Genomic DNA, 15,264 nt, shown 5'->3' on the forward strand with positions numbered 1-15,264 from the left:
CAAAATCACAAGCATTGGGGAGTGCCATGAAAAGAAATGTAAGCCTATCCGGCTTCCGAGTGTTCGAAAGCGCAGCACGACTGCTGAGCTTCACGGCTGCTGCTGGGGAACTGGCCTTAACCCCGTCTGCAGTCAGTCATCAAATCGCAGGAATGGAAGAAGCTCTTGGGACGAGGTTGTTTCAGAGAACACCCCAAGGCCTACTGCTTACTCACGATGGTGAGACACTCAAACCTTACATCACTGCAGCCTTCAATAGCATTGAACAGGGGAAGTCATTGGTCATGGCCGATGGCACGCGCCCCCAAACGCTTCGACTACAGGTCTACATAACAATTGCGGTACGTTGGCTCGTGTCCAGGCTGGCGGACTTCAGAGATGCATTCCCACACATTGAAGTCCGCCTCGACACCACGATCATGGACTGGGATTTCGATCCCAATCACGCGGATTTGGGCTTTATTTATACGATCAGTCCAAAACGTGATGGAGTTGAGTATGCTGCCATTCTGAGAGCCGGCCTAGTCTTGGTCTGCAGTAAGGCTTTAGCTTCGGCACCACTATCGCGTTCTGCCCTTTCGAAATGTACGAAAATTGAAGTACCGGGCGCACCACTGGACTGGGAAATCTGGCAGCAGCACAATCGGTGTGCTGGGATCACATTTGCCAATACGTTGCAATTCGATAGTCTGGTACTCGCGGTCGAAGCCGCTCGACAAGGCCTTGGAGTCCTCGTCGTGCCTGATTTCATCGTTCGTGACGACATTACGGCGGGATTGTTGGTCACCCCATTTGGGCGGACGGTACCGCAATTGGGGCAATGGTATCTTGCCTATTCCAACGCAAGGAAGTTCGACAAGAGCGTCATTGCCTTTCGTAAATGGCTAAAGGACCAGATCGCTGCTTAATACCACTTAAACATGCTACGCTACTGCTCAGGTGCGGTCGGAATGAGTATCCACCTCGGCAAACACAACGGCACGCTCATGCAAATCGTTTAACGAAGATGTACGCTTTTCAGCTTCACACAGCGTGAATTATCTTTCAAACGGTTTGGGAAACACAAGCCGACTGCATCCCGACAGCGAGACGACTCAATCGCAAGTTTCTCAAGGATCTGGCATTGGCTTCATTGCCTTGCCCTCCGCCAGCCAGCGGCCTGCGCCTCCGCCTCGTTGCAGAACCAGCGCTCGCCCTTCGACGTGTCGATCTTGGTGCTGGCGTAAAACCGGTCCCATGGCATGTGATAGATGCGCCCGTTGCCGGAGATGTTGCCCTTGATGGGACAGCCCTCCACCGCCTTCTGCGCCGTGGCTTCCCAGCGCTTCTCCCGGAAGTCCCATGGCGTATCACAGGCCATTTGCCAGATGCCCAGCCCTTCGGCCTGCGCCTGCTTCTGTTCCGCGAGATAGGTGGTGGAGTATCTCACGAAGGCCCAGGCGAAACCCTGCCGCACCAGCGCCCGGTTGATGTCCTCGCCCTGCGCCGTAACGCAGACCGCTAGCAGCCGCCCGTATTGGTCGTGTTCCGAGCCTTGGCAGGCAATGCCACCCTTTGCCATGCGCCCGATCTGGGCAATGGCCTGATCACCAGGCCTGACAAATTTCCGGCCGGGCGCAACGCAGCGCTGCCGGGATTCGGCGGCGTCGATGCCATAGAGCCTGACTCTGACCCCGGACACGTCGAGCGTGTCACCGTCGATCACATAGGCTGGGCCTGAGACGGTTTCGGAATGGGCGGGGATGGCCGCCAGCGCGAGGGCGGCAAGGAAGGCCACGGACCGGCCCAAGTCTAGGGAGGAAACCAAATGAACACTCAATGCAGCTGCTGTGTGAGTTTTGGCTCTAGTGGGGCGAGATACCGACGCGCTCACCTGACTCATCCCTATTGATCATCACGTCGCCGCACACCAGCACATCCTCATTTTCCATCCAACCAGCCGCTGTGACCTCATCGCCTGAATCGACGTTGTACGTCTCGCCGGAATACAGAATAACCAGATCGCCGTTAGGAGAAACAACATCTATCGTGTCGTCATCGCAGTGAGCCCACGCCAGCGCGGGATGCAGCATGACTGCGGCAAAAAGAATGATCGCCGTTGCTCGAGTGCCCTTAGTGGTATTGAACGGCATGGCCTCACCAGCCTCTCGTGTGACATGTGATCGGGTTTTGAGGAAACTGCATACATGACCACGGTTAAGAACCGGCTGATTGCCGAGCACGCAATATAGCGGGTATCGAAACTGGGGCCGTGGCGGCGCCTATCGGGAAAAACCGAAAAAATGGTTGCCGCGCCAATGTGGCATTAGTGCCCAAATGCCACGTGAGCCGCCAAAAAAACAAGAATCGAAACCGCGGCGACGCAAGATCATGGCCGGCACTGAAAAACTCGGCCGGCCAACCGAAGAGGCTCGCGTAAAAATAAGCTCCAGCGCCTTATTCCATCATTTCCAATCGAAGCACGATCACGCGGTCCGCTCCGCCAACTCCTCTGGGCTTCCGCCTCACGAGGCGCTTTGTGTCGATTCTCTCCACCTTTCCAGCCTCCCCAATTAACACCCCCATTCGCTTGAGCTCAACCGTCTCGGCCTTTGTGAACCCCAGTGCTTTTTGGAAGCGAGTTGGAGCAATAAGCAACTCCTTCCCTTTCCTGCTGGAGTGAAGAAAGCCTGGGCAAGCCTCAAATTCGGCATCTGAAAGCTTGATCTCAGCGGATGCCTGCTGGAATTTTCTACGATGCTGGGCAACGTAGGCGCGCAACGCATCTGAAGGCGTCAAGCGCTTTCCGGCTGATTGCGGCTTCGTCCATTCCCATACATCCTCAAAAGCCTTGAGGTAGCTTCCCACCTCACCCTTCTTCGGCAAAACTCCCCATAGCCGCCCAAGATGGGTCGCCGCATATGCCAAGGCGTAAGGCTTGGCGCGGCGATAGGCTATGCCGTCATTGGGGTCGATGCCGAGCCGGCGAAGCAGCTCAAATTGCCTCCTCTCGAGAATCCCCAACAAGCGCTGGTGATCATTTTTGCGCATTTCAACCAGCTGCCGAAGATAGTAGATCGATGAAGCGCCGTAGTATGCCGTGACAGCACGATTGATCGCATCGACTGCCTCGCCTGATGACGTGTAGCCGTCGGGAACAATCTTGAGAATGCCATGTGGGCGTTTGGGAACATTGAACGTCACCAAGCGTGCCACCACGGAGTCTTTGCTCTCGGCGGTGCCATCTAAATACGCCCTGAGAGCATCATTGCTGGTGCTGACGCAAACCACATCATGGGCTCGATCAACAACGCCAGTAATTTGTGTCGTCTTCGGCTTTCCTTTCTCAATGATGTGAACAGCATTCGCTATAATTTTCGCGCGCTGGCGCACTTCGTCACTCGCAAGGTGCGCCTCGTCAAGGCCGAGGAAACCGCAATTGTGATGCTCGATCAGCAATGAGATGCCGCCGGCGGTGGCATGCCAAGTCTCTCCAAAGCCGATCTCGCTGCCATGGCTATAACCCCACAACGAGCCCGGCAATTTGATGACGCCTGTAGTCTTTCCAGTCGATGAGGCTCCACACCATTCGGCAATCGGGTTTGCGATTGCCAATGACGTGCCATGAATCACATCGAGAAGAGGGCCAAGAAGGCCATAACCAAGGGCAACTAACAGAACGTCTTGCCCCTTGAGAAATGGCGTAAAAGCCATTTTCCAGTCAGTGTGACTGCCGCTGGAAGCAAACTTGGCGGCGGCATTCATCACGATAATCGGCTGCTCTACAGCTTGCCCGGCGGTAATCAGCATCCCGCCGCCGTGCAGGTAAGAGCCATGGTACCATCCAGCTCGGTCCATAACGAATCCGCTACCGAACTGGGACCATCCCTCAGCTTGCTGTGCAAGTTTACGAAGTGACCGGGGCATGATTTGAATAATGCCGGCACTCTCGAGCTTCCTTGTCGCGATGTGACCATTTTGCGCCAAATCAAGAGTGTTCAGCCAGCATTCATGGGGTCCATGGCCGATCTTGAACCAGTGCCGATTGAACTGGTCCACGATACCCGCGATGACTTGCGGAAAAGAGGCGTTGGTGCTGATTTTTGCCTCCCCAGAATCCCCAAAATCCCCAGTGCCTTTGGATCGCGCCAAGCTAATCTTTTTCGTGCCGATAGTATTCGGCATTTTTTCACCTACCGTGCTGATTGATACCTTGGAATGGGTTGAACGAACGAGAAACCCATCCTCACGCTACAAATTGGCTTTCCTCAAGCTCCCCAAGGATTCGATCCAAGGCCGCTATGAATCATGAGGGACTCCAAATGCTGGGCGGCTAGCCACATCAAAACTTCTTGGGTTTGCGGCGTTCCCAAAGCACGCTTGCTGGTGCGACGCGGCTTGCCATGGCTATTCAAGTAGCGGCGTCTCTCTATCCAATAGCTTTTGAGGCTATAACTCAGCCAGCCGCGAAGGTCGCTCACGTTACTGCACTCAATGGGCCGTTGGATGGTCGAAGTGGATGTAAAACCCACACGGCCACTCATGCACCGGATCAGATTGGCTTTGGGTCCAGTCGCAATTCCATGGAAATGGAGCTGGTAGCCGTCGCCGTCAAACTCTCCATCGAGTGCGGCCCAAAAAATGCCCTCTTCCGCAGTAACGCCAAACCTCTCGAGGGAGTTTTGCAGCTGCTTTTTGATATTCCTGGGATCGGCTTCGTGCAGAGCGCCAGCCCGAAAGTACCACTTCGGGTGGATTATCGTAACGGCAACAATGCTTGATTCTTGCCAGCCGTCTTTCTCCAGGCGGGCCATTAGGGCACCCAGCAAATTGCGGCGTGCCGTGCGCATATACACCGAACTGGCAACCGACATGGGCAAAAGAGCCTCTTTTGTGGCGGCGTCTAGCCATTTGCCGAGAACTCGTGCGTCGGGATCGCTGGACCTGCTGAGCCGCCGCGCTCGCGTCATGTCCTGCTTCTGCGAGCTCGTAAATGTCTCGAATCCATGCCTTCCGTATGGAGGATTCCATTTCTCCAGATCGTGTTTCGGCTTAGGAGAAGAGATCCGAGTCGGATCGAAAGCGTGAGTCGCCAGAGGCGACCTTGTCAAAGTAGGCATCGGATTGATCCCAGTGTGGTCGGGACGAAAACGTCCTCATGAAGGTGAGTATTTTTGGCTTGCTGGCCGGCCTCACGGCCAGCCAGCGCCTCGCTGTCGCTAGTCGTTCAGCTTGGCGATGACCTTGACGGTCCACACGCCTTTGGCAGAGGCTGCGATCTCGACAAGGGCTCGCGTGGCGGCATGGTGAGAAAGTACCGACGTGTCGCCACAGAGAGCCGCGGTGAACTCCTCTTTGAAATTTGCAGCGGCTTTAGAATGTTCAGGTACTTCCAGCATCTGCTGGTCCGAGACGCGCAAGCTCGGTTTGCCTGCAGCTTGGCGAGGCTTCAGGGGAACGCCGGACATTTTTTCGGCGAATTCGTGGGGCTCAATTTCATTATTGAATGCTTCCCACAGGAATTTCGCATAGTCGGAGCAGGCGGCCATGTCCCTGCGTTCGAACGGCTTTGCCACGAGTTGCACGGCCACCAAAGCCTTATTGGGGATTTTCGGCAGCCGCTTGCGATGTTCGGCGAAATAGGAATGCTTGAGAGCGCATGCCATCGCTTCGTCGCCACTATTGAGCAAGGCGAGAAAGAGGCGGTATGAGAGGGTGAGCGGACCGGCCAACTTGTCGCGCCAGCCCATGAACAAGCCGGCACCACCGTTCCACTGACATGCTTCATCGAGCGCTTCTTTAAAGGAAAGCGCTGGGGACATGCGTTCCAAAAAGCTTGGAACGTCCGCACCTTTTGATTCCGACGGCGAATCCACTAATTCGGATGAGCCGACATTAGTGATGAAGATGTCGACACTGCTGGTTGGCGCGGTGTGATGAGGCGCCGAAGAAGAAATGTCCGGCATCGCGCATTTGTTCTCTTTAAGTCCGAAAGGTGAAGAATCAAGAATGTGCCGCATAGAGTGACTCCGAGTTTGCGTTGAGCGGTCTACTAAGCAGTCGTCGCCCGCACTCGAACGGGGACATAGGGTGGCAGGCAAGAGATGTAGGTATCGAGGTCATCGCTACGCACAAAGCTGCGGCGGCCGCACTTGACCATCGGCAGCTGGCCCGAATTCACGATTTCGTAGAAACGGGTGCGGCCACAGTTCAGCCGCGCAATTGCAGCGGCTACGCTGATGAGGTTGGGATGACTTGTTGCTTCCATTCACCCCAATTAGGAGGAGGCGGCGAAAAGATTAACCCGTTACCGTTTTTGGAAATATTCTCGGAATTGGCGTTTACTCAAAAAAACAATCAACGAAGTAATTGAAAAATAAGAAAAAGTTCTAAATCCCTTTTTTTTGCGGAGGGCTTGTGTCGTTTCGAAAGCGAAATGTCGCTATTTCGAACGCCTTTGTCGCGGTTTGAGAGCCGAATTTCGAAATTGAAGTTGTCGATTTCCCGAATTCACTAGAACAGGCAGGGAATTGCTCTTCGTGCCACCCTCCCACTGTTCAACAATGCGCGAAATCACCTCTTGCAGGGTTTTCGCGCTCGGCCTGACGTTGTCGGAAAAGGCGCCATGGGCAATGCCATAGTCAAAATAGGCATCAAGGTCGCGGAAAATGGCTTGCCCGATGCCGTGTTTGATAGTCCGTTGATTTACCGCTATGTTACGCCAGATCCAGGCGATGATTTCGGGCCAAAAAACGCGCTCATAGTTTTTGTAAGTAGCTCCCCAACCGGCGACTTCGCTAACTGGCGGATGGCAATCGTCAATTGCGTCGGAGGGGTTACGAACTTGGAGCCAGCCCTGCACGCGGGAAAGTCCAATATCAATGCCCGCCAACTCCATTGCGGGTTTAAACGGACTCCCGCCGTCGGCATCCAGCATAAGCGCGCTTGATGGAAGCGCGACGGTTGGAGTGGGCCTATAAAGATGCAGCACCGCATCTTCGTTCTCCCAGTATGTGTTGCAGATTTTCAAAGCAATCTTGCTGTCAAAGTGACGTGGCTTATAGTGAGCTCCTTTCGTGTACTCGATGATCTCATTGCTGTGCTTGTAATCGAAGTCGATGTCTTCTTCTTCTTCTTCTTCTTCTTCTTCGTAGTCGGCAATTCCAAATTCCGGGTGACGGCGACGCTTGAGGCGGCGCATTCTAACTTGTGATTGCACAGCTTTTTTTTGCCTGTCCCATGCCCACTTCTCAATCTTATTTAAAATGAGTGTATGATCCCCAGGTCTGACAGGGCAGAGTTGGGCGATGACCTTTTTTGTTTGCAATAGAAACGAAACGTGTTCAACGACCATAAATAGCTCGTAGCGTGCTCGCTGAGTAATTGAATCGACTGTAGAGGCGTCGGGAGTGGAGCTAGCCAGTTCCGCTATTTGCGAAGCTAATGACACGTTGAACATGTCACGAGCGACCTGTTCCAAGAATTGTCTAATAGGCGCATGCCTGACCGGATGAGTTGGCGTCTTCATTCGCGAGCTCCTCTTGATGCGCTTAAATTATCCCTTGCCCAATCACCCCGTGACGGTAGTGCCCGTCATGAACTGAGCGCCGTTGACTCTGTCATCAGTTCGTCAGCCCAGAGTTGAAGCGCAGCTCGTTTTTCAGGTAGATAGCTGTAGTGGCGATAAACGCTAGCAATACCTTTGAGTGCGTGGCCAAGGCATACCTCGACCACATGCGGCTCAATGCCAAGGCGTTCCATATGAGTTGCCATTGAGCGGCGAAGATCATGAACCACCCAAGGCTTTATTGCCGCGCCAGAAATTCGGCCTACGAGTCCGTCGAGCTCAATTTTCGCTTTGCTAAAGCCAGATACCGGACGGATGCCTGCCGTGGTCGAAAAGATGAACGGTCCATGTTCTTGTTTAGGCAGAGATCGAATAATATGAGAGGCTTGATGACTGAGTGGAACGATGTGAGTTTTGCCCGTCTTATAGCTCGAAGAAGGGATTTCGAGTTGTGAAAATCTTTCGTCCAGCCAATGCATTTGAGCATTTGCCCATTCACCGCGCCGGTCTCCCGTGAGCATGAGCAGCTGAAAAAATGGCCCCCAAGGATATTTCATGGCGGTAGCTGCGCGCCAAACGGAACGCAACTCCATCATACTCAATACTCGGTCGCGAGAAATTTGCCTATCTCTATTTCGAACTCCGCTGAATGGATTGCTGGCCAAAAGACCACTTTCGACGGCGAATTGAAACATGGCCACAGTCCACTTGCGCACATGTGCGGCAGCACCAACTCCTCCACGAGTGACGGTGACAGCTTTTTTGTTCTTCCCCTCTACTTTCATTAGCCGCGGAAGTCTAGCCGACTCCAATACAACAACCAAGTCGTCGCGGCGAAGGGAGGAGATCAGGCGATTTGCGAGAAGTGGCAACATGTGGCGTTGCAATACGCCGGCGACACTCGAATTCGCACGATGGCGTCTTACAATGTGCTCATTTTGAAAACGCAAAAACAGTTCTTTGACTGTCAGTTCCTCGGGGGAAGTGTCCGCGTCTTGACGTATAGGTTTTCCTGCTCGAGCTTGCAGTTTTATGCGTGCAGCTTCTTGTCGAGCATCCGCTAGGCTCATAGTGGGGTATTCTCCCAGCGTCAGCCGCGTCTTTTTCCCCGCCAGCTTCGTGCGCCGTGACCCCACATCTTCTCCAGCACCGCGAATTCGGTATGTGACGGTCCAACTCATTACACCGCGCTGAGAAACTCGTATCGACAGCCCATCTCTATCCGGCAGCTCGAATCTCTTGCCGTTGGGTCTCAAGTTACGCAGCTTGCTATCGGATAATGCCATCGGAGCAATTAATGGGGTGTCTCGTGGGGTGCCGTTCTTATGAGAATTGAGGCGAACAGTAGCGATTATTGATGAACCGTCAATAGCGTAATAGACTGAAAAGTAAAGAGTTTGCGGAAATAGACGAATAGCCGTGAACTGATGAGAACTCCCTTGGTAAGGGAGAGGTCGTGGGTTCGATTCCCCCTGGCAGCACCATTCCAGATCAGATTTGAGCGTTGATTCGGCGGGTCTCGTGGAAGGCCCTTCCGCGCGCCCGAATATTTGCGTTTGGCCCGGCGGCGATCAGCAAAATGGCGCGGTGTTGATCTCGATGATGTTGAAATCAGGGTCCATGAAAAAGACCTGAGCGAAGCCTGCCGCGCCCGTCCGTTTCAGAATAAGCCGCTTGGGATGCCCGCCGGGAAGGTCTTCGCTGTACCCATTGAGCTTGAGGTGAGCGTATGCACCCTCAAAATCCGCTGTATTGAGCGCGAAATGAACGTCGTCATTGTCCACGGGCTTGCCATTCCTGAAATTTGCGCCGGGGTGAACGACCAGATGAATCTGCCGGTCTCCAACCTTGTACCAGAGTCCGGCGACAGGGAATGACGGGCGGGGCAATCGCTGGAAGCCGAGAACCCCTTCGTAGAACTGAGAGGCCGCGAGCAAATCGCGGACTGGTACCGAAACATGGTGGATTGCCAAATCCATCAGACCCTCGCTGTGGCAGGAACTCTTCGATCCCGGTCCGCCACCGGCTCCCGATAGATCCTGACCCAAGGGGCTTGCGAAGTCTGTGAGATTTATCACAAAGCTCTCTGAGCCCTGCAGCCGACTCGAGCTCACGCAGGCACCATGGGCCAGAGCGCGAGGCCCGCGAGTTTGAGATACGCGCGCTTAAACGCCGATACAGCCGTAGCTCAGTGGTAGAGTACTCCGTGGTAAGGGAGATAATGAACGGGAAGAGCAAGTCATGATGAGATTTTTTGCCATCTGTGCCACAATAGCGTTGATGGCCCAGGCATCCGCCGTAGCCGAGACAAGGCGATTTGAGATCGGGGGCCGCACCTTCTCGATCACGCTTGCCCCGAATTGGCTGCCCATGGAGGGTCTTGAAGACACCGATACGGCGGGCCTTGAACTTGAGGATTGCGGGAGCCTGATCTTCATTCTTCAGGACAGCAATGTCGACGCCATATCCCTTGCCGTTTTCAGGGACCTCGTAAAACCCCGGCCGGTTCAAATCGAACAAGTTTCATTTGGCACAATTCTCACGGCCTCGAGCGAAAACAGAACCGACATGATTGCCGATTGCGGGAAAGAGTGTTCGTTGCGCATTTCACTTGATTTGACCGCCAAGTGCGTTGCGCAAAAGGACGTCACGTTGGCCGAGCTGCGCAAGTGCCTGGAGACGGCAAGCCTGCGCACGGATATGCAAGAATAAAGAGTCCCACAGGAAATGGATGTCGCTGGCTAGACATAGCCGATGGTCTGTCCGTCTCTCCGGTATCCGTAGACGCGGAACCCGTCAGGTGTCTTTTCACCGGGCACATGTATCTTTCGAAGCGCAGCCAGTATCATGTCTCCGTGTTGCGGATTGTCAGCAAAAATATCGACGTGCACGATACCTTCGTATCTACCATTTCGGAAGTGATAAAACCATTCCCTGTCCGGTGAACTTTGAAAGCCGTTCGTGGCAAGCGTGCTCCACCGCGGCGCGGGCTCGATATTATACATGGCAAGACGAAGTTCATTCCACTTGGTGTTGTTCATGACCGCGTGAATAGCGGGGTTGGGAGGCACAACCTCGTGAAATGAAACCTTCTGAAAATGCCCGCCTTTTGTCATATTACCAAAATTCCGCGTCTGCCCGCACCTTCTCAACTACGCTTAACCTGAATTGATTGCCCGTGGAAGATCTTGAAGACACCTATACAGCGGGATTTGAGTTTGAGAATTGTGGAAGCGCGGTTCTCGTTTTCAGGACAACAATGTCGACGCCATCTAAATCTTGGATGACGCAGGCCGGAGCTCAGCAGCCGCTCCGTCTCTGAAAAAACAACCCTATAATTTGCTTGGTTCGGGCAGCGGCGGGATGTTCTGGTTGAAGCGGAACATATTTGTTGGATCGTATTTCGCCTTGATCTGGGAAAGCCGGGTGAAGTTCCTGCCAAAGGCGTCCTGGGTCAGGGCCGCACTGTCTTCATCCTGTCCGGCGAAATTGAGATAAAGCCTACGCTCATGCGCGTGGCGCCGGAACCGTTCCCAGGCATTGCGGCTCCATGCGATGATTTTGGCATCGTCCTCCGCGCGCTCCCAGACCGAATCGATCGAATACATCCATCCGAAGCTGCGGTCGCCAAAGGCGGTTTCCGATGCCGGAACACGCGCTGTCGCGCCGCCAAAATTCCAGAACGAACTGATTGAGCGGTCGGAAGGCGAGGCGATCGCGTTGTCTAATCCTTCGGCGATCATTTCGTCGCTGAGAACGCTGAGCAGATGGCTTTTCCAATAGCAGCGGTATTGGCCGCGTGGAAACATCGGGTCGAGGAGCTTCTGCGCATCGACGTAAGTCATCCGGCCGGAGAGGTCGGCCACCTTGGGGCCAAGTTGGCGAAGCGGTTCCATCAGGCGTTCGCCTTCCGCCGCATCTCCTGAATAGATGGCCCCAATCGTATAACAGCGCTGGCCCCAGAACGCCTGCGGGAAGTCCGGGCTTTCGGGGACGGTCGAAAATTCGAGGATGGAGCCTATGCTGTCCGATTTGCCGGCTACAAAGTCCCGCCAGAACCGGATGGGGCCGACGCCAGCCGATATGGGATAGATGGGCAGGCAGAACATGACCTCTGGCCCAACCGGGTGCAGGGCAAAGAGGAATCGCGTGACGACACCGAAATTCCCGCCGCCGCCGCGCAAGGCCCAGAAGAGATCGGCATTCTCGTCTTTGCTGGCGCGAAGCAACTTCCCCGAAGCCGTGACGACCTCCGCCGCCAGCAGGTTGTCGATGCTGAGCCCATATTTTGCGCGCAGCCAGCCAACGCCTCCCGAAAGCGTGAGGCCGGCCACACCCGTTTCGGAAACCAGCCCGCCCGGCGTTGCCAGGCCAAACGCCTGGGTTGCAACATCGACATCGGACCAAAGCGCTCCGCCCTCGACCCACGCTGTCCGCTTGGCCGCGTCAACCTCGACCTTGCGGAGGGCCGACAGGTCGAGCATCAAGGCCCCTTCGCCCACGGCATGCCCGGCCACGTTATGCCCGCCGGCCTTGACCGACACCGGCAGGCCGTGGCGGGCGGCCAGTTGCACACCGGCAATGATGTCCTGAACCGAAGCGCAGCGCAGGATAGCCGCGGGATGGCGCTGGATCATGCCGTTCCAAACGCCGCGCGCATCCTCGTAACCTGCGGTTCCGGGCAACAGCATCGTGCCGTCAAACGGGCCTTCAAAATCTGAAGTCTTGGCAGAAGGCAGCATGTTCATGGCGGTCTCCCAATCAATCTTGCTCAACCATCAAGGAAATATGCGCGCCTGCCGAGTGCCAGAATTGACAGAAACGGTCTTTATCGGCCAACTGATTTGCAAAATACGCGGCAGAGGAAACAGATGTCTCCGTCACGCCCCTCAATCGTCCTGCTCGCCGGAGAAGGCACGTCGTCGGCCGTGCTTTATGGACTATATGATGTGCTCTTTTCAGTCGGTGCAATCTTTGCCGATATGACCATCGGCATACCGGGTTCCGAAGCCCTGGATGTCCGGATTGTCTCGAAAGACGGCAAGCCGTTTCACTGTTTTGGCGGCATCCCCGTCGAACCGCATGCCGGCATGTCGGCAGTGACGCATTGCGATCTGCTTGTTGTCTGTGACTCCTACAGCCCTATCGACCGGCCGCCACGGGCGGAATATGCCATCTATTCTGATTGGCTGAGGCAAAGATATGCCGGAGGCAGCATGGTGACTTCGGTCTGCTCCGGGACGCTGGTGCTGGCCGAGGCGGGGCTGCTGGACAACCGCAAGGCCGCTTCGCACTGGGCTTACGCTGAGCTTTTCGCCAAGGAATATCCGCGTGTTTCTCTGCAGCGCGGCAGCATCCTGTGCGTCACCGAAGAGAAAGACCGCATCGTCACCGCAGGCGGCGTTACGTCGTGGCAGGAACTTGCGCTCTATATCATCGCGCGGTTTTGCGGGACCGAGGCGGCGTTGCAGACCGCCAAGGTGCATCTCCTGTCAGGGCATGAACAAGGCCAGTTGCCCTTTGCCGCCATCAACCGCCGGGTCGATCCGAGTGACGGGGTCATCACGCGCTGCCAGGAATGGATTGCCGTCAACTACGCGGCGCCAAACCCGGTGCAGGCGATGACCGGCCTTTCCGGCCTGCCGTCCCGCACATTCGCGCGGCGGTTTCAATCCGCGACCGGCCGCAGCCCGATCAATTATGTGCAGGCCCTGCGCATCGAAGAGGCAAAGCAAATGCTGGAAACCTCTTCCTCCGCTATCGAAGATATCTCGGCCGAAGTGGGCTATCAGGACTCCGCAGCCTTTCGCCGTACTTTCCGCAAGCTTTGCGGCATAACGCCCGCCAACTACCGCCGCCGCTTCTCGCGGTTGGTCTAGCGGCAAAGGTCAGCGCGCGCATCCTCCCGCATTGCTCACCCTACCGCGGGCACCACCGTCCGCCCCATGGGCCACAGCGCCAGGCCTGCGAGTTTGAGATGCGCCCACGCGAAGGGAAGGCCGATGATGGTGATGGCCCACATGACCGCCGTCAGCAGATGGGCAAGCGCCAGCCACCAGCCGGCGAACACCAGCCATAGCAGATTGCCGATGACGCCAAGAGGGCCGGTGGCAAGGCCCGCATCCTCGCGCGGCACCACGCGGTTGCCGAAGGGCAGCAGCGTGTAATGGGCGATTTCCAGGGCCGAGCGCGCCCAGGGCAGGCCGATGATGGTGAGGGCCATGATAACGGCGGCAACCACCCAGCCCGCCGCCATCCAGATGCCGCCGAACACCAGCCACAGAATATTCAGGATGAGCGACATGGCGTTCCTCCGGTCTCAAAGCCTGCCGTCATATGGGAGACCGGAGCCCGCGCCGCAAGCACGCTCTTTCGGGTGCTTGCCGGAAAACCTTGCTTCACCGCGCATATTTGGTTGTAGTAACCGTAGTACAATGCCCTTCCGCCGCTTCATCCAGACGACCCGCCAGTTTCACCAGCGCACCGCCTATATCGCGGGCGGGCTTGCCATTGGCGTCGCGGCCTGGGGCTTTGCGGAACTGGCGGATCAGGCGCAGGCGCTGTTCCATCGCCTTGCTGACCCTTATCCGCTTGCGGTGTGGATCATCACGCCGCTTGGCTTCGTGCTCTGCGCATTCCTGGCCAAGCATGTGTTTCCCAACACGGCGGGCAGCGGCATTCCGCAATGCATCGCCGCCATGGAGATGCAGGATGAGGGCCTGCGCAACAGGCTGCTCTCGCTCCGCGTTGCGTTTGGCAAGATCGTGCTGACCCTGCTGGGCCTTCTGTGCGGGGCGTCAATCGGGCGCGAGGGGCCGACGGTGCAGGTGGGCGCTTCGCTCATGCTGGTGATCGGCCGGGTGGTGAAGGCGGAACATCGCGGCCTCATCCTCGCAGGTTCCGCCGCCGGCATCGCTGCTGCTTTCAATGCGCCCTTGGCCGGCATCGTCTTCACCATTGAGGAGTTGAGCCGGGCCTTCGAGTCAAAGACCAGTGGCCTCATTCTCACGGCGACCATCCTGGCCGGCCTCGCGGCCACGCAGCTTGGCGGCAACTACGCCTATTTTGGTTATGCCTCGGGTGAACTGGGAAGCGTCGCCGACTGGGCGGCGCTGCTGGTTACCGGCCTCCTGTGCGGCCTTCTGGGCGGCTGCTTTGCAAAAGCGATGATCGCCTTCTCGGCGAACAAGGCCCTGCAGGAGAAACTGGGCCGGACGAAACGCCCGCTGCTGTTCGCGCTGGGCTGCGGAATTGTGGTGGCGGGATGCGGCTGGCTCTCGGGCGGCACCACCTATGGCACCGGCTACCGCGAGGCCTATGGCATTATTCACGAACATCACCTTGCATCATGGGTCTCCGTACCGCTCAAGATGATCGCCACCTGGGTGTCGAGCCTGAGCGGCATTCCCGGCGGGCTGTTCGCGCCGTCGCTGTCGGTGGGGGCGGAGACCGGCTCGCTGGTGGCGCAGGTCATGCCCGTGAGCAGCGCCACGCAGTTCGCGCTGCTTGGCATGGCGGCCTATCTGACGGGCGTGCTGCAATCGCCCATTACCTCGACCGTCATCATGGCCGAGATGACCGACAACCACGCAATGGTGGTGCCGCTGCTGGCCTGCGCGCTGATCGCCGACATGGTGTCAAAGGCCATCCACCCGCGCAGCCTCTATCACAGCCTGATGACCGCCTATCTGCCGCCACATGCGGTGCAAGGCTGACGC

General features: G+C 56.4%; 16 protein-coding genes. 4 read left to right on the forward strand and 12 right to left on the reverse strand.

The window, feature by feature from the left end; all coding sequences use genetic code 11:
- Positions 1-26: 26 nt before the first annotated feature.
- Positions 27-908 (forward strand): LysR substrate-binding domain-containing protein, encoded by an 882-nt coding sequence (locus tag QM694_RS15555; protein WP_415007833.1) that lies wholly within the window; start codon positions 27-29, stop codon positions 906-908.
- Positions 909-1,129: 221 nt separating this feature from the next.
- Here the strand turns inward: QM694_RS15555 and QM694_RS15560 are convergent, their stop codons facing one another.
- The 9 genes from QM694_RS15560 to QM694_RS15600 form a co-directional block, all read right to left on the reverse strand.
- Positions 1,130-1,777: a thermonuclease family protein gene (locus QM694_RS15560; RefSeq protein ID WP_415007834.1), complete on the reverse strand. Its 648-nt coding sequence runs from the start codon at positions 1,775-1,777 to the stop codon at positions 1,130-1,132.
- Between the two features lie 67 nt (positions 1,778-1,844).
- Positions 1,845-2,132 (reverse strand): hypothetical protein, encoded by a 288-nt coding sequence (locus QM694_RS15565; protein ID WP_415007835.1) that lies wholly within the window; start codon positions 2,130-2,132, stop codon positions 1,845-1,847.
- 304 nt (positions 2,133-2,436) lie between these two features.
- Positions 2,437-4,164, reverse strand: coding sequence for a DUF927 domain-containing protein (locus QM694_RS15570; RefSeq protein WP_415007836.1), 1,728 nt, complete (start codon positions 4,162-4,164; stop codon positions 2,437-2,439).
- Positions 4,165-4,247: 83 nt separating this feature from the next.
- Positions 4,248-4,949, reverse strand: coding sequence for a hypothetical protein (locus tag QM694_RS15575; RefSeq protein ID WP_415007837.1), 702 nt, complete (start codon positions 4,947-4,949; stop codon positions 4,248-4,250).
- A gap of 249 nt (positions 4,950-5,198) precedes the next feature.
- Positions 5,199-5,999, reverse strand: coding sequence for a hypothetical protein (locus tag QM694_RS15580; RefSeq protein ID WP_415007838.1), 801 nt, complete (start codon positions 5,997-5,999; stop codon positions 5,199-5,201).
- 32 nt (positions 6,000-6,031) lie between these two features.
- Positions 6,032-6,247 carry a helix-turn-helix domain-containing protein gene (locus tag QM694_RS15585; RefSeq protein WP_415007839.1) on the reverse strand — a complete coding sequence of 72 codons (216 nt, stop codon included), beginning with the start codon at positions 6,245-6,247 and terminating at the stop codon, positions 6,032-6,034.
- A gap of 174 nt (positions 6,248-6,421) precedes the next feature.
- Entirely contained in the window at positions 6,422-7,507 is a 1,086-nt protein-coding gene (locus QM694_RS15590) for a hypothetical protein (protein ID WP_415007840.1), read from the reverse strand.
- 65 nt (positions 7,508-7,572) lie between these two features.
- Positions 7,573-8,832 carry a tyrosine-type recombinase/integrase gene (locus tag QM694_RS15595; protein ID WP_415007841.1) on the reverse strand — a complete coding sequence of 420 codons (1,260 nt, stop codon included), beginning with the start codon at positions 8,830-8,832 and terminating at the stop codon, positions 7,573-7,575.
- A 285-nt stretch (positions 8,833-9,117) separates the two neighbouring features.
- Positions 9,118-9,525, reverse strand: coding sequence for a VOC family protein (locus QM694_RS15600; RefSeq protein ID WP_415007842.1), 408 nt, complete (start codon positions 9,523-9,525; stop codon positions 9,118-9,120).
- 262 nt (positions 9,526-9,787) lie between these two features.
- On the opposite strand from QM694_RS15600, the gene QM694_RS15605 reads away from it, so the two are divergent.
- Entirely contained in the window at positions 9,788-10,258 is a 471-nt protein-coding gene (locus QM694_RS15605; RefSeq protein WP_415007843.1) for a hypothetical protein, read from the forward strand.
- A gap of 29 nt (positions 10,259-10,287) precedes the next feature.
- Here the strand turns inward: QM694_RS15605 and QM694_RS15610 are convergent, their stop codons facing one another.
- Together QM694_RS15610 and QM694_RS15615 are read right to left on the reverse strand one after the other, a co-directional pair.
- Positions 10,288-10,662, reverse strand: a complete 375-nt coding sequence (locus QM694_RS15610; protein WP_415007844.1) for a DUF6678 family protein — start codon at positions 10,660-10,662, stop codon at positions 10,288-10,290.
- Positions 10,663-10,878: 216 nt separating this feature from the next.
- On the reverse strand, positions 10,879-12,294 hold the full coding sequence (locus QM694_RS15615) for an FAD-binding oxidoreductase (protein WP_415007845.1): 1,416 nt from the start codon (positions 12,292-12,294) through the stop codon (positions 10,879-10,881).
- Between the two features lie 123 nt (positions 12,295-12,417).
- Here QM694_RS15615 and QM694_RS15620 point away from each other — a divergent pair, with 123 nt between their 5' ends.
- A complete protein-coding gene (locus QM694_RS15620; protein WP_415007846.1) occupies positions 12,418-13,425 on the forward strand; it encodes a GlxA family transcriptional regulator in 1,008 nt (335 codons plus the stop codon).
- A gap of 35 nt (positions 13,426-13,460) precedes the next feature.
- Here the strand turns inward: QM694_RS15620 and QM694_RS15625 are convergent, their stop codons facing one another.
- Positions 13,461-13,850 carry a YccF domain-containing protein gene (locus tag QM694_RS15625; RefSeq protein WP_415007847.1) on the reverse strand — a complete coding sequence of 130 codons (390 nt, stop codon included), beginning with the start codon at positions 13,848-13,850 and terminating at the stop codon, positions 13,461-13,463.
- 130 nt (positions 13,851-13,980) lie between these two features.
- Here QM694_RS15625 and QM694_RS15630 point away from each other — a divergent pair, with 130 nt between their 5' ends.
- The gene (locus QM694_RS15630) at positions 13,981-15,261 is read left to right on the forward strand and encodes a chloride channel protein (protein ID WP_415007848.1); all 1,281 of its coding nucleotides are present in this window, start codon (positions 13,981-13,983) and stop codon (positions 15,259-15,261) included.
- The last annotated feature ends 3 nt before the right edge of the window (positions 15,262-15,264 follow it).

It is taken from the genome of Aestuariivirga sp. (assembly GCF_047602625.1).
GTDB lineage: Bacteria > Pseudomonadota > Alphaproteobacteria > Rhizobiales > Aestuariivirgaceae > Aestuariivirga.

What these genes read in the sequence shown, in the direction of transcription:
- QM694_RS15555 (WP_415007833.1), top strand. Translation starts at nt 27, where the DNA reads ATGAAAAGAAATGTAAGCCTATCCGGCTTCCGAGTGTTCGAAAGCGCA.
- QM694_RS15565 (WP_415007835.1), bottom strand. Translation starts at nt 2,132, where the DNA reads ATGCCGTTCAATACCACTAAGGGCACTCGAGCAACGGCGATCATTCTT.
- QM694_RS15570 (WP_415007836.1), bottom strand. Translation starts at nt 4,164, where the DNA reads ATGCCGAATACTATCGGCACGAAAAAGATTAGCTTGGCGCGATCCAAA.
- QM694_RS15575 (WP_415007837.1), bottom strand. Translation starts at nt 4,949, where the DNA reads ATGACGCGAGCGCGGCGGCTCAGCAGGTCCAGCGATCCCGACGCACGA.
- QM694_RS15580 (WP_415007838.1), bottom strand. Translation starts at nt 5,999, where the DNA reads ATGCGGCACATTCTTGATTCTTCACCTTTCGGACTTAAAGAGAACAAA.
- QM694_RS15585 (WP_415007839.1), bottom strand. Translation starts at nt 6,247, where the DNA reads ATGGAAGCAACAAGTCATCCCAACCTCATCAGCGTAGCCGCTGCAATT.
- QM694_RS15590 (WP_415007840.1), bottom strand. Translation starts at nt 7,507, where the DNA reads ATGAAGACGCCAACTCATCCGGTCAGGCATGCGCCTATTAGACAATTC.
- QM694_RS15595 (WP_415007841.1), bottom strand. Translation starts at nt 8,832, where the DNA reads ATGGCATTATCCGATAGCAAGCTGCGTAACTTGAGACCCAACGGCAAG.
- QM694_RS15600 (WP_415007842.1), bottom strand. Translation starts at nt 9,525, where the DNA reads ATGGATTTGGCAATCCACCATGTTTCGGTACCAGTCCGCGATTTGCTC.
- QM694_RS15605 (WP_415007843.1), top strand. Translation starts at nt 9,788, where the DNA reads ATGATGAGATTTTTTGCCATCTGTGCCACAATAGCGTTGATGGCCCAG.
- QM694_RS15610 (WP_415007844.1), bottom strand. Translation starts at nt 10,662, where the DNA reads ATGACAAAAGGCGGGCATTTTCAGAAGGTTTCATTTCACGAGGTTGTG.
- QM694_RS15615 (WP_415007845.1), bottom strand. Translation starts at nt 12,294, where the DNA reads ATGAACATGCTGCCTTCTGCCAAGACTTCAGATTTTGAAGGCCCGTTT.
- QM694_RS15620 (WP_415007846.1), top strand. Translation starts at nt 12,418, where the DNA reads ATGTCTCCGTCACGCCCCTCAATCGTCCTGCTCGCCGGAGAAGGCACG.
- QM694_RS15625 (WP_415007847.1), bottom strand. Translation starts at nt 13,850, where the DNA reads ATGTCGCTCATCCTGAATATTCTGTGGCTGGTGTTCGGCGGCATCTGG.
- QM694_RS15630 (WP_415007848.1), top strand. Translation starts at nt 13,981, where the DNA reads ATGCCCTTCCGCCGCTTCATCCAGACGACCCGCCAGTTTCACCAGCGC.